The 12,219-nt window shown below is 69.3% G+C and carries 15 protein-coding genes; 6 read left to right on the forward strand and 9 right to left on the reverse strand.

Features of this window, described 5'->3' with window-relative positions:
* The first annotated feature begins 279 nt into the window (after positions 1 to 279).
* On the forward strand, positions 280 to 609 hold the full coding sequence (locus tag ACFVZH_RS37185; RefSeq protein ID WP_384904587.1) for a transposase: 330 nt from the start codon (positions 280 to 282) through the stop codon (positions 607 to 609).
* Positions 610 to 815: 206 nt separating this feature from the next.
* Here the strand turns inward: ACFVZH_RS37185 and ACFVZH_RS37190 are convergent, their stop codons facing one another.
* A complete protein-coding gene (locus tag ACFVZH_RS37190; RefSeq protein ID WP_384904613.1) occupies positions 816 to 1,238 on the reverse strand; it encodes a lamin tail domain-containing protein in 423 nt (140 codons plus the stop codon).
* Between the two features lie 911 nt (positions 1,239 to 2,149).
* Here ACFVZH_RS37190 and ACFVZH_RS37195 point away from each other — a divergent pair.
* Positions 2,150 to 2,353: a hypothetical protein gene (locus ACFVZH_RS37195; RefSeq protein ID WP_384904589.1), complete on the forward strand. Its 204-nt coding sequence runs from the start codon at positions 2,150 to 2,152 to the stop codon at positions 2,351 to 2,353.
* A gap of 28 nt (positions 2,354 to 2,381) precedes the next feature.
* A complete protein-coding gene (locus ACFVZH_RS37200) occupies positions 2,382 to 2,603 on the forward strand; it encodes a hypothetical protein (protein WP_384904591.1) in 222 nt (73 codons plus the stop codon).
* Between the two features lie 256 nt (positions 2,604 to 2,859).
* Here ACFVZH_RS37200 and ACFVZH_RS37205 read toward each other — a convergent pair whose 3' ends face one another.
* A complete protein-coding gene (locus ACFVZH_RS37205) occupies positions 2,860 to 3,084 on the reverse strand; it encodes a hypothetical protein (RefSeq protein WP_384904593.1) in 225 nt (74 codons plus the stop codon).
* A gap of 65 nt (positions 3,085 to 3,149) precedes the next feature.
* Between ACFVZH_RS37205 and ACFVZH_RS37210 the strand changes: the two genes are divergently transcribed.
* On the forward strand, positions 3,150 to 3,545 hold the full coding sequence (locus ACFVZH_RS37210; RefSeq protein WP_384904594.1) for a hypothetical protein: 396 nt from the start codon (positions 3,150 to 3,152) through the stop codon (positions 3,543 to 3,545).
* 166 nt (positions 3,546 to 3,711) lie between these two features.
* On the opposite strand, the gene ACFVZH_RS37215 is transcribed toward ACFVZH_RS37210, so the two are convergent.
* From ACFVZH_RS37215 to ACFVZH_RS37245, 7 genes are read right to left on the reverse strand one after another with little or no spacing between them, the layout of a single operon-like run.
* On the reverse strand, positions 3,712 to 4,752 hold the full coding sequence (locus ACFVZH_RS37215; protein WP_384904596.1) for a serine hydrolase domain-containing protein: 1,041 nt from the start codon (positions 4,750 to 4,752) through the stop codon (positions 3,712 to 3,714).
* A 54-nt stretch (positions 4,753 to 4,806) separates the two neighbouring features.
* Entirely contained in the window at positions 4,807 to 5,910 is a 1,104-nt protein-coding gene (locus tag ACFVZH_RS37220) for a glycosyltransferase family 4 protein (RefSeq protein ID WP_384904598.1), read from the reverse strand.
* Positions 5,907 to 6,443 carry a deoxycytidine triphosphate deaminase gene (locus ACFVZH_RS37225; protein ID WP_384904600.1) on the reverse strand — a complete coding sequence of 179 codons (537 nt, stop codon included), beginning with the start codon at positions 6,441 to 6,443 and terminating at the stop codon, positions 5,907 to 5,909. The genes ACFVZH_RS37220 and ACFVZH_RS37225 overlap by 4 nt, the downstream gene beginning before the upstream one ends.
* Entirely contained in the window at positions 6,440 to 6,979 is a 540-nt protein-coding gene (dcd, locus tag ACFVZH_RS37230) for a dCTP deaminase (protein ID WP_384904602.1), read from the reverse strand. The genes ACFVZH_RS37225 and dcd overlap by 4 nt, the downstream gene beginning before the upstream one ends.
* On the reverse strand, positions 6,976 to 8,190 hold the full coding sequence (locus ACFVZH_RS37235; protein ID WP_384904604.1) for a metallophosphoesterase: 1,215 nt from the start codon (positions 8,188 to 8,190) through the stop codon (positions 6,976 to 6,978). Before ACFVZH_RS37235 ends, dcd begins: the two co-directional genes overlap by 4 nt.
* A complete protein-coding gene (locus tag ACFVZH_RS37240; protein WP_384904605.1) occupies positions 8,187 to 9,506 on the reverse strand; it encodes a UDP-N-acetylglucosamine 1-carboxyvinyltransferase in 1,320 nt (439 codons plus the stop codon). The genes ACFVZH_RS37235 and ACFVZH_RS37240 overlap by 4 nt, the downstream gene beginning before the upstream one ends.
* A complete protein-coding gene (locus tag ACFVZH_RS37245; protein WP_384904607.1) occupies positions 9,503 to 9,955 on the reverse strand; it encodes an ATP-binding protein in 453 nt (150 codons plus the stop codon). The genes ACFVZH_RS37240 and ACFVZH_RS37245 overlap by 4 nt, the downstream gene beginning before the upstream one ends.
* A 170-nt stretch (positions 9,956 to 10,125) precedes the next feature.
* Here ACFVZH_RS37245 and ACFVZH_RS37250 point away from each other — a divergent pair, with 170 nt between their 5' ends.
* Together ACFVZH_RS37250 and ACFVZH_RS37255 are read left to right on the forward strand one after the other, a co-directional pair.
* The gene (locus ACFVZH_RS37250) at positions 10,126 to 11,412 is read left to right on the forward strand and encodes a helix-turn-helix domain-containing protein (protein WP_384904609.1); all 1,287 of its coding nucleotides are present in this window, start codon (positions 10,126 to 10,128) and stop codon (positions 11,410 to 11,412) included.
* Positions 11,409 to 11,936 carry a flavoprotein gene (locus ACFVZH_RS37255; protein WP_384904611.1) on the forward strand — a complete coding sequence of 176 codons (528 nt, stop codon included), beginning with the start codon at positions 11,409 to 11,411 and terminating at the stop codon, positions 11,934 to 11,936. The genes ACFVZH_RS37250 and ACFVZH_RS37255 overlap by 4 nt, the downstream gene beginning before the upstream one ends.
* Positions 11,937 to 12,219 lie beyond the last annotated feature (283 nt).

A 12,219-nucleotide genomic window follows, 5' to 3' on the forward strand; every position in this document is an offset into this window, starting at 1 on the left:
CCCAGCGCGGGCCCTGTCCAATAGAGTCGGCCGTAGCCCGTGCCGATATGGCGTGCACAGGTGAGGCCCGGCGCCCAGACGCGCTCTGGGAGCAGTACCGTCGGGCCGCCCTCAACCTCCACTCGGCGTCATGATCGTTCTCGCCTAATTAGGCGGGAATCCGCCCCACGAAACCCCCGCCATCCCGGCGGGGGTTTCGTCGTTCCGGGGCCGTGTCGGTGCTTCCACCTCAAACCCGGCAGCTACGACACCACCGGACTCATCGAGGTCCTGGAACAGATGAAGGCGTTCTATCGCGGCGAGCGGGTGGTCCTGGTCTGGGACGGACTGTCCGCCCACTGGAGCCGGGCGATGCGGGCCTGGGTCGCCGAGCAGGACTGGCTCACCCTGGAGCGATTACCCGCCTACACACCCGAGCTCAACCCGGTGGAACTGCTGTGGTCCTCACTCAAGAAGCGTGAACTTGCCAACCTCGCCGGCGACCACCTCGCCGATGTCGCCGACGCCACCGAACAAGGCATCCGCCGGATCAACGACAACCCCCGACTGCCCTGGTCCTTCCTTGCCCACACTGGCCTCACCATCCACCCACCAACCCCACAGAACTAACGAAAAGATCAGTAACAGGAACCGGGATGACTCGTCATCTCCCTGCGGACCGGCCGCCCGGCCCTCACGCGGAGCGTCCCAGAGTCGTCGGCGCCGCCCTCCTCTGGCGGCCTGCCCCGCACGTCTCTGCATACCGGACGGATCACGTGCCGGTGCCCCGGCTTCCCCTGGGAACGGGAGGGGAGCCGGGGCACCGGGGGCTGGGGTCAGCGGTGGTTGTGGTTGTGGTGGTGGTGGCCCCAGGTCTCGGTGTCGATGGTGCGGCCGTGGTCGTCGCGGAGGGTCGCGGTGTCGGAGTGGTTGTTCCACACGTAGTTGCGGCGGTCCTGGTACAGGTCGGTGCGGGTGTCGCGGCCCTCGCCGGTGTGGATGCGGACGGTGGAGCGGCCGGCGAGGCGGTAGTCGTTGAACGTGTAGCGGTGGCCGTCCTCGTCCTTCAGGGTCCAGCCGTCGAGGTCGATGCCGTGGCGGCTGTTGTTGGTGATCTCGACCCACTCGTTGTTCAGCGACCGGTTGGTGCGGTTGTCGCGTCCGGGGCTGTCGGCCTGGACGGCGCTGATCTCTACCTTCGGCGTCCGGTGGCGGTCGCCGTCGTGGGCGGAGGCCGGCAGGGCGACGATGGAGACCATGGCGCCGGCCGCGAGGACGGTCGCGGCGATGCGGCGGGCGGTCGAAGAAGCAGACACGGGTGATGTCTCCTCAAGAACAGTGCTCCACCAGCCGAAAGAAGCTGGTGGAAGCGGTGCGGGTCCCGGTCCGGTGCTGGGCCGAGGACCCGAACTCTGCCGCCCCGCCGGCCCCGGGCGGAATGGCGCCCGGGGCCCGTTACCGGGAACGGACATTTCCGTAACTGACGGCTGCATCGGACACGCATATGCGACGGACGTGGCCCTGACATTCACTGACAGCTACACCCACCCGCCCGGTGATCAACAACAAGCCCTTGCACGCTCCGGCGCACCACCGGTCGCGCCACTCGGCGCACTCGGCCAACTGTGTGACCAGGCCACGTAACAACCGTTCTGCACGTTTCCTCGCACAACCGGGCACCCTCTCGCACACGAAGACGACGCACGCGCAGCCAGGCAGGCGGATCGGCCTCCGCCGCTGAGGGGTGCGGCGCTCGCGGCTATATCCACGCGATCGGCGAGCTGATGCTCGAAGTCGCCCCGGCCTACCTCTCCGAACCGTTCGGCGACCTCTCGCACACAGCCTCGCCGCCCGCCGCTACGCGATGTCGGGATACCGCCGCGCCCTGCATGGCGCCGTCTCATAGGCCGCCGCTCCCGGCCGGTCCTGTGTGGCACGCAGCCCGTTTCTGAGTCGTCAAGGCCGTCAAGGGCACCGACATCAAGCCGCGTACTCCCCGGGAGCGGGCTACGACGGCGTCGAAGCGTCTGACCAAAGCAGCTGCACGAAAGCTCATTGCTGGCTTGCTTGAGTCCTGACCTAGGGGTGGGGTTCCCACGATTCCTCGACCATCCCCCTGCACCCAGCCACTGCGCTAGCCTCAGGCTGTACCCAACCGCCGGAGGACCCGATGGCGAACCTGACCTTCAGCGAGGCCGAGCAGCGTGAGCTCCGCGACGCCGCCCGGACCGAGTTCCCCGGCAACCCGGCACTCGCGTACGTCCTCGAGAACCTGGCGTCTGAGGGCATCGACATGGACCGGTGCCGGGACTGGGACGACATCCGGGCCGAGAAGGGCCTGCCCGAGCGGGACGAGGCATCCGACGTTGCCTAGGCATACCCGCAGCCGGCGCCCCCGCATCGTGTTCATCGAGCCGGCCGAGACGCAGGTCCGCATGCTGTCCACAGCTCAGACCGCTGTCCTGGACAGCACGCTGAACGTGATCGCAGCCGACCCGGGCGCCGTGAAGCAGCACGCGTCCGCGTCGGCCCTGCGCGACTACGAGCACGACGGGGTCCGCGTGATCTTTTACGCGACCGCGCTCGGCAGCATCCTCATCGTCACTTACGTCGAGGTCGACTGACCGACGCCGGCTGGCCGTCGGGCGTGTTGGTCAACACGTGCGTCATCATCCCAGGCCGCGTGTAGCTCGTCCCGGTCATCGACCTGCGGATTCAACTGGAGCGACGCATCGCAGCCGCTACGGTGAGTCCTGGAAGTGAGCCGACTGGTCGTTGGTGCAGCTTCCTTGTGCCCCGCCCCGGTGACCTCGGTGCGGGGCACAGTGCATTTCCGCCTGTCTGGTCTACGGGCCTTTGCTGGGGTCGCCGGTGACGTCGTCACAGGCGGGGTCGAGATGAGGGGGCGATCTGGCGGTCGACAACGCGAGTCCAGCGGTTGGTGACTGTGGTGAGGTCGTTGTCGGCAGCGGTGGCGAACCAGACCCAGCCGTCGCTGTACGCGGGGTCGGGGACGGTGCCGACGATGTAGCGGTGGCCGGGTTCGAGAGGTATGCAGGCGGGCTTCGTCGTCGCGTAGCGGCCGTCGGCCTGCCGCAGGACCAATGCTGTATTCGAAGCCGCTGGTGGGGTCGGGAAGATGTCAGGGGCGAGCGCTATGGTGCGTGACCGTGGACGCTGCTGATCTTGACTACCGGGCCCGGACCAGGTCCGGCTGCATCCCTCCGAAGCTGGTCTCGCGGCTGCTCGAACTTGGCCATGTCGACGTGGTGGGGTTGCAGGCCGGACGTGGGGAGTGGTTCTGCGCGCTGGCCTGGGCGCGGTTGCTGGGCGAGCAGGGCCGCCAGTCCGAGGCGTTGGAGGTGCTCGCTCCGTACCTGGCAACCGGCTGGTGGACGGCCGTCGTCGCCGCGGCCGAGCTGCTGGAGGGCTGGGGCCGTGTTGACGAGGCAGTCGAGATCACCCGGGTCCGTATGGAGGCCGGACATCCGATGGCGCTGGAGTCCTACACACGCCTGCTGGCCCGGCATGGCCGTGCCGAGGAGGCGTTCTGGCTTTGTAGGTGAGTTCCGGCTCTGGTCCACTTCTTGTGGGTGTGGCGACGGACGGACCCGACGTTCTCCAGCTCTTTCCTGGTTGACCGACCAACAGGGGTTGCCCCGGACGAAAGGTCTGGGGCAACCGGGTCTCGGCTGTTGCCGCGTTTACGGTCCAGGCAGATGCGCCCGACGGTCACTCGGAGATGCGGAAGGCCGCGTCGCGGAACGTGTTGCGTACTGCGGCGAGCGGTTCACGGTCGCGGGTGAAGTGGAGCTTGTTGGTAAGGAGAACGGCCCAGCGGCCCCGCGCAGGGTTGATCCACATGCCGGTACCGGTGAAGCCGTAGTGGACCCAGGAGTCCTCGCGGAGCTCGGTGTCGGGCGCAGGGTGCCAGAAGAGGCCGCGGGCCGGGGTGAGTTCACCGGTGCGGATGCGGAGGGATTCGGCGATCCAGGTTGAGCCGAAGGCGGCCTGTGTCGGAGCGAGCATGTGGCAGAGGAAGCGGCTGAGGTCGGTGAGGGTGGAGAAGACGCCGGCGATGCCGCAGGTGCCGCCGAGGAGCCGCGCGGAGAAGTCGTGCGCCGTGCCCTTGAGGTGGGTGCCGGATTCCTCGTCGAGTTCCGTGGGGGCACAGCGGGTGACCAGTTCGGGCTGCAGGGGGCCGAAGTGGGTCTCGGCCATGCCGAGGGGTTCCCAGACGCGGGTGGTCGCCAGGAGGTCGAGGGGCTGGCTGGCGAGGTACTCGGTGAGGTAGCCGAGGATGAGGGCGGCGCGGTCGGTGTACTCGACGGCCCGGCTGGGATCGCGGTGGAGGGCCTCGTGGAGGACGCCGTCGCGGATGTCCTGGGGGTCGGTGCCGTACAGGTTTCTCAGGTTGGCGCGCAGGGGGAGGCCGGCCGTGTGGGTCAGCAGTTTGTGCGTGGTGACCTGGGCGAGCGGGTGGCCGGTGACCTCGGGCCAGAAGGTGCCCAGCGGGGTGTGGAGCTGAAGCTTGCCCTCTTCGACGAGGGTGCCGATGACCGACCACACGGCGACGATCTTGGTGAGGCTGGCGATGTCGAAGACGGTGTCGAGCCGCATCGGCTCGTCGGGTCGGGTCGGGTTGAGGAGGCCGACCGCGCCGCTCGCCGTCGTACCGGAGGCGTTGCCGACGGCCCAGACGGCTCCCGGGTAGACCCGGTCGCGGACGCCGTCCTGGAGGAGCTGCTCAATGCGTGGGATGTCGAGCGTCATGGTGTTCCGATCGTAGTGAGACGGCCGCCCCTGGTGCGGGTGCGCCACGGGTGATCAGGCGAGCCGCTTGCCGAGCTCGGCGAGGGCTGCGGCGGTGGAGCTCAGGGGGAAGCGGGCCGCATTGGTGACGCCAGCCGCGCGGAGCGCAGGGAGGAGGCCGGGGTTGGTGCGGAGGCGGTCGAGTTCGCGGGCGACGGCGTGCGGGTCGGCGAAGTCGGTCGCGAGGCCAGTGCCGCCCAGAGCCTCGGTGAGGCCGGGAACGGGTTGGTAGAGGACGGGGAGCCCACATGCCTGGGCTTCCAGCGCCACGAGGCCCATGGCCTCCAGTGTCGTGGAGGGCATGACGAGGACGTCGTGGTCGGCGAAGGTCCTCCAGAGCTGTGGCCGGCGTAGCCAGCCGAGGTAGTGGACGTGTACTCCGCGCTGGTGGAGGCGGGGGCGAAGGGCGTGGAACTCGGCTCGTGGTGCTGCGATGGACAGCTCGGAGGATTGGGCGAGGGGGAGAGCCGCAAGCAGGGTGTCGAAGCCCTTCTCGGGGGTGAGGCGGCCGGCGTACAGGATCCGCAGGTGGCTGGAGGGCTGGTTCCGAAGCCGTGGGGGAGGGCTGGCGATGAGGGGGTCGGGGATGCCCCAGGGGATCTTCTCGATCTTGCGGCGTCGGGTGTCGGGGGCGAGGAGGAGTAGTCGGTCCGCCATCGCGCCGGTCGGCACCACGATCGCGTCGGCGGCCCAGGCTGCCTCGCGCAGGGTGGCCAACTGTTCGGGGTGCATTTCTGCGAAGAGGAGATCAGTCCCGTGGACCAGGGCGATCCGAGGGTGCCTCGGGAAGGCTCTGAGCAGGGCTGGCGTGGCGCCGAAGGCCAAGTGCTGCAAATGCAGGACCCCGACGTCGCTCGGATCCACCGCCTCGACCAAGGCCCGCTGGACGGTGGCGACGTAGCGGCGGAACGCATACCCGGTCAGGCACTTTCCCGGCGCCTGCACCAGCTGCAGCCCAGCCGGCACGGACGACCGCAGGCCCCTGTGCTCGGGCGCGAGCATGAAAGCGCGGGCGGGCATGAGGGGAATGCGACCGGTGTACAGGTCCAGGAAGAGCTCGACGCTGCCCCCGGGACTCGGGAAGGGCAGGTCCAGGGCGGTGATGACGGTGGGGTTCACGCGGTGCCTCCCGGGAGCTCTTCGTAGAGGCGGGAGGTCTCGATCCCCTCACTGGAGCGGTACTTCAGGCCGTGGTCCTGATAGCTGGCTGCCGCGCCGAGGGTCTGGAGGAAGACCAGCTTCCCGAACGTCATGCGCGGGTACACCCTGACCGGCCGGCTCGCCCGGATCTCCAGGGTCCAGCGAATGGCGTGGCCCTGGTGCCCCAGTGGTGCGGAGACGTGCACCCAGATGCCGAGTGCGCCGATCGTCCGGTCGCCGTTGAGGAACTGGGCGTACGACTCCGACCCGGTCCGCTCGTACGTCGTGCCGAGGTAAAGGACCTCGGGCAGCAGCACGTATCCGGCCTCGGGGACCGGTACCTCTCTGAACTCGGTCGCCCTGGCCGCATCCAGGGCCCCGTCGTGGAAGCGCAAGGTGTCACCCAGCCGCCAGTCGTAGGCGTTGGGGGAGATCCTTTTCGGCTCGTACGGCTCGATGGTGATCTCGCCGGCGGCGCGGGCTGCGGCGATGGCGGGGCCGGTGAGGATCACGAAGCCACCGCACCGAGAGCTGCCAGGTCGCGCCAGTAGGCGGAGGGCTGGGGGCCGGCGGAGGACTGGTACTTGCCCGCGTACAGGGCCACGGGCCCGACCGATACGAAGAACATGATCTGGCCGATTCGCATGCCCGCGTAGACGCGCAGCGGGCGGATGGGGGAGAGCATCAGCGTCCACTGGCCGTGGAAGCCGATGTCTCCGATGGGGGCGGTGATCTCGACGAACAGGCCGAGACGGCCGACCGAGGAGCGGCCGAAGAGGAGCGGGACGAAGGTGTCGGAGCCGACCTCCTCGATGGTGTGGCCGAGGTAGAGCTGGCCGGGCTGGAGCTCGAAGCCGTCCGGGCCGATCTCGACCGGCTCGGTCGGGTTCGGACGGTGGGCGTCCAGCGTGTCCGAGGCGTAGGTGAGCAGGGTGCCGCCGAGGCGGACGTTGTAGCTGTTCGGGTTGACCTGGGTCGTCTCGAACGGGGAGATGCGGATGCGGCCGTCGTTCGTGGCCTGCGTAATCTCGGGGCCGGTGAGGATCATCGGGGGTCTCCGTCGGTGAGGGTGTGCTGGACGGCCTGGGCGAGGCGCAGTCCGGCTTGCCGGGTTCGGCCGCCGAGGTAGGCGGTGGCGAGGTAGCTGGTGGTCAGCACGGTCGGCACGCGGGTGGGCAGGGGATGTGGCGCGGACACGATCGGGCCGGCCTGCTCAGTGAGGCGGGCCAGGAGTGCGGTCGGGTTCGTCGCGAGTTCGTCGGGGACGTGGGCGTGGACGAGCGTGTTCTCGAACGGCTCGATGGCCAGGAGATTCCCCTGGAAGAGCGTGGTCCCAAGCCGGGCGGATCGGAGAGCGGTCTCGTTCAGTACGACGGCGCCAGCGCCGAGCCCGTCGTGGAGGCGGCGGACGAGATCCTTGAGCAGGGCATGGCGGTCCAGTGGACCGTTCCGATAGGAAAGCCGTAACGGCCCGAGCGACGTCTGCAGCTCGTCCCGACAGGAGGCGATGGCGCCCCGCAGCGGGGCGAGTTCGTCGGGAAGCTCCGTCGCAGGCGGGAAGTCGGCCATCTGGGCGGCCCAGCTGGCGCCCAGGGGTTGGGCGAGCGCGTACCCGGCCGCCATCTCCCGCCCCTTGAGGACCAGAGTGTCCCCGACGAGCACGGGCTCGGGTCGGTCGCTGTGGCAGTGCCCGGCGAAGACCACGTCGAGGAACGGGCAGGACTCGGCCAGCTTGAGGTCTTCGTCGAACCCGGAGTGGCTCAGCACGACCCACGAGTCGGCCTCGTGGTGGTGGGCCAGCATCAGCTCTCGCAGAGCCCGGACCGGCTCGATGACACGGTGGCCGGCCCGTTGTTCGGCCGGGACGGCGTTGAACGCCTGGGGGCCGATGACGCCGGTGACCGCCACTCGTCGCATGCCGATGTGTACCAGCCGCACCGGGTGGAAGAGAGGCTTGCCGGTGCGGTCGTCGACGGCGTTCGCGCACACGGTGATGCGGTGAAGCTCGGGCTCGAAGTGGTGAGCCCAGCCGTGGTTGCCCGGGGCGATCGCGTCGTAGAGGTGGACGAGGACGTCTCGTTCGATCCGCCCGTGGCTGAGCCGGTAGTAGCCGGTGCCCTCGAAGAAGTCTCCGCAGTCCACGACGAGGCTGTCGTGCCGCGCGGAGTGCAAATACGTGAGCATCGGTAGGGCGGCGTCGAAGGCCGAGTGGAAGTCGGTCGTGGCGATGATCCGCTGTAGGCGTCTCGTGGTGGTCACGGGGTGACCTCGCAGATGTCGGCTCCCAGGGCGAGGAGCTTGCCGGGGAGGTCGGCGTGTCCACGGCGCAGCTGGTCGACTCCGCCGAGCGTGGTGACGCCTCGTGCGGTGAGCCCGGCGACCATCAGGGCGGAGCCGGTGCGGATGTCGGTTGCCTCGACCCCGGATCCTGTCAGGCGCTGCGGGCCGGTGAGCCGGCACTCGGTGGAGGAGACTTCCGTGATGGTGGCGCCTAGGCGGACGAGCTGCGGGATGAGGTTGCCGTGGCGCCCGGGGTTGATCGGGTCCGAGAAGAGGTGGGTGCCGGGGAATCCGAGGGCCAGGGCGAGGAGCGGCGGCTCGAAGTCGGCGTCCAGGCCGCCGGGGGCGAGGGTTGCCAGCGCTCGAAGAGGTCGGCCGGTCGGCCGGGTCTCCTGACCGTGCACTACGAGAGCCCCGGACTCTTCGGCCGTAGGGATGCCCATCTTGTGCAGGGCGGCGATCAGCGGCGTGACGTCAGGGGCGTGGACGCCGTCGATCCGTGCCGTACCGCCGGTCGCGGCCACGGCACAGGCCAGCGTTCCGGCCTCGATCTTGTCCCCCGGAACCTTCCAGGCGGCGGCGTCCGCCGAGATAGGCGACGGCGGGACGATCGTGAGCACGCGCTCGCCGGAACGGCACTCGTAGCCCACCGACGACAGGGCGTTCAGGACACAGAGCACCTCCGGCGAGAGGTTCGGCTGCCCGAGACACAGCGGCGTACCCGCGGCCACCGCCCGCAGGATCGCGACGACGGTCGCCCCACGCGAACGGAACGGCAGTACCAAAGACACGGTGCCCCTGACGGGCTTGCCTGCCTCGACGACATACCCCTTGTCGTCCACTCGGACTCGGTCACCGAAGCTCTCGTAGACCTTGAAGTGTTGCTCCATGCCCCGGTCGCCGATCCGGCAACCGCCCGGCCAGGGAAGCCGGGCTCGGCCGTGCAGCGGGAGGAAGGCGGGGACGAGGTAGTACGAGGCCCGGATGCGAGACGCCTGCTCGCCCAGCCCGTCGAGTGGCGGCGCGGAGTCGGCGGGGAGAACCAGCGCGGTGTGACGGTCGCCGACCAGCTGCGCAGTGTTCCAACCGGCCTGCCGCAACAGGTCCAGCAGGGTCTGGACGTCGGAGCTGGCAGGGACATTGCTGAGCTGCACGGGGCGGAGGAGGGTTGCTGCGGCGGCGATCAGGGGAAGCGCGGCGTTCTTCGATCCGTCGACGGTCACGGCGCCGGCGAGGGGCCGGCCGGGCCGGATCGCGATCACCTGGGCCGTGAGGGCGGGGACGCGGGTGCTCACGTGTAACTCCTCTGCACGGGAAGGGATGCGGTGGTCGTGGCCGCGACGGGTGAAGGCTCGACTATGTCGATCTCGGCCCAGCAGGATTTGCCGGAGTTCGTGGGTGTCGTTCCGAAGCGGTCGGCCAGCACGCCGACGAGGAAGAGGCCGCGTCCGCCCTCGCTGTCGTCGTCCGGCAGCGTCGGGGCGGGCAACGCGGGGCCGCGGTCGTGGACCTCCATGCGCAACACCGCACCGGTCAGCCGGACGGCGACGGGGATCGGGTGGTGCTTGGCAAACCGGATCGCGTTGGTCGCGAGTTCGCTGAACACCACCTCGGCCGTGTGGGCGACGCCGGAATCCGGGGACGTATCCGTCCAGTCCTGGACGGTGTCCCGCACATGCCGATGTGCCATGGTCACGGCAGCCGGCGTCGGCAGAACGGAGAAGGTGATCTGATGCGCTTCCACGAGCGGCCTCCAGGGATGGGATCGACCAGCCCAAGGAACCGTGGAACGCGCCGTGTTCACGATGGCCTGTGCCTGTGGTGCATCGGCTATGCAGAAGCTGCATGACGGCCTCGTGCGGCTCGCATACGCTCGCCCGCACGGGCATGCTCGACACGGACGGAAGGGCATGGATGGCCGACGTGAAGACCGAAGCCGAGAAGATCGGCGAGACGATCAAGCGCGCCCGCCAACTCAGCGGACGCTCGCAGAACGACGTCGCTGCCGCCCTGGGCTACCACCAGTCCAAGCTCAGCCGCCTGGAAGGCGGACGAGGCACGGACGACATCCGCGTTTTACGCGCCGTCGCTGCCGAACTCCGCATTCCGCCATACCTCCTCGGTCTGAGCGACGCTGACTCGTCCACCGCACCGCACCCCGACGATCCTGAGACAGAAGACATGCGCCGCCGTACCTTCCTGGCCGCGAGCATCGCCTCCCTCACGACCCCGGCCACGCCCGCCACCGCCGCCCATGACGACCTCGTCCGCGCACTCCTCCCCAGCCCCCGAGCCACCACCGCCTCTTCGTGGAACGGAGAGATTCAGCCCCTGCGGGACAGACTCACCACCGCCCGCCGCCTCTTCTGCACCTGCGGCTACGCGGAGCTGGAGGCGATGCTGCCTGGCCTGATCACCGATCTGCGGGAGGCGGCCGGTGACCACTGCAACGCCGAGGAGACGGCCGGGCTTCTGGCCACCGCGTACCGGACCTTGACGAGTCTGCTCCTCAAGCAGGGCGACCAGGGCAATGCCTGGTTGGCGGTGGGACGCGCCATGGCAGAGGCCGAGCGCTCCGGCGATACCGTCGTCCTCGCCTCCAGCGTCCGCCTCCACGCCCACGTCCTGACCCGCGAGAAGCACACCGCCCAAGCCGTCACACTCGTCCGCCACACCGCGGGCCAGCTCTCCGGTTCCTACGATCGGCACTCGCCCCAGTACCTCGCCGCCGTCGGCCTGCTCCTCCTGCGGGGAGCGACTGCGGCCAGCCGTGGCGGCGATCGCGCCGCCACCCGGGAGTTCCTCGACGAGGCACGAGAGGTCGCCCGGTACGTGGCACTCGACCAGCCCGACGATTGGGCCAACTTCAGCCCGACCAACGTCGCGATCCACGCCGTCAGCGCCTCGGTGTCCTTCGGCGACGCAGGCATCGCCCTCAACGCCGCAGCACCCCTCATGCGCCGACACATCCCCGCCCCCGAACGACGAGCAGCGCTCTGGGTCGAAGCCGCCCGCGCCTACAGCCAGCAGGGCCGCCTCGCCGAGGGCTACCAGGCCCTCCGCATCGCCGAGACCTGCGCCGCCCAGGACGTACGCCGCCCCGCCGTCCGCGACCTGGTCGCCGACATGGCCGCCCGAGACCGACGACGTACCCTGCCCGAGCTCCACCACTTCAGCCGCCGACTGGGAGTCCCCGCGTGACCGCACAGCCGTTCCTGTACGTCGTCGTCTGTGCTGCTGGCATCGCGGGCGACGCCCACAAGCTGATCACTGCAGCGCAGAAGCGAGGCTGGGGTGTCGGCGTCATAGCCACGCCTCAAGCGCTCGGCTTCCTCGACACTGAGGCGATCGAGGCCCAGACCGGCTACCCGATCCGCTCGGCCTGGCGCAGACCAGGCGACTCCCGCCCCCTCCCGCCCGCCGACGCCATCGCTGTCGCGCCCGCCACGTTCAACACCATCAACAAGTGGGCCGCCGGAATCGCCGACACCCTCGCTCTGGGCATCCTGTGCGAGGCGTACGGGATGGGGATCCCGACGGCCGTGCTGCCGTACGTGAACGCCGCCATGGCCGCGCACCCGGCGTACGGCCGGAGCCTGGACCAGTTGCGGGAGATGGGCGTGCTGGTCGGGTCGTACGAGCCGCACCGGCCCAAGGCCGGAGGGGGAGCGGAGCGCTTCCGGTGGGAGGAGGCGCTGGAGCTCCTGGACGGCAAGACTGACTGAAGGCGATCCGGCCTAGCCTCTTACCGTTGTGGTGTGCGTGTTCCGATACGGAACGCGTTCTGCGCTCCCTGGATGTACGCGGCCCCGCCTCTGTACACCAGTACCTGGTGAGTGTGCTGCGGGACGGCGTAGTGGCCGTCTTGTTCAGTAACTTGAACAGCCGTCCGCCGGCGCTCCGGGTCGGAATAAGACCGTGTCCTATGTGGTGAGGCGGAGGAGTCGTTTGTAGCAGCAGATGGCTGCGGCGAGGCCGAGGAAGGCCAGGTAGTTGCGGGGGTGGCGC

Source organism: Streptomyces sp. NPDC059534 (assembly GCF_042743475.1).
GTDB lineage: Bacteria > Actinomycetota > Actinomycetes > Streptomycetales > Streptomycetaceae > Streptomyces.

Bases quoted from the DNA above. Each gene is read 5' to 3' on its own strand.
- ACFVZH_RS37215 (WP_384904596.1), bottom strand. From the start codon at position 4,752: ATGACGCTCGACATCCCACGCATTGAGCAGCTCCTCCAGGACGGCGTC.
- ACFVZH_RS37195 (WP_384904589.1), top strand. From the start codon at position 2,150: ATGGCGAACCTGACCTTCAGCGAGGCCGAGCAGCGTGAGCTCCGCGAC.
- ACFVZH_RS37250 (WP_384904609.1), top strand. From the start codon at position 10,126: ATGGCCGACGTGAAGACCGAAGCCGAGAAGATCGGCGAGACGATCAAG.
- ACFVZH_RS37190 (WP_384904613.1), bottom strand. From the start codon at position 1,238: ATGGTCTCCATCGTCGCCCTGCCGGCCTCCGCCCACGACGGCGACCGC.
- ACFVZH_RS37185 (WP_384904587.1), top strand. From the start codon at position 280: ATGAAGGCGTTCTATCGCGGCGAGCGGGTGGTCCTGGTCTGGGACGGA.
- dcd (WP_384904602.1), bottom strand. From the start codon at position 6,979: ATGATCCTCACCGGCCCCGAGATTACGCAGGCCACGAACGACGGCCGC.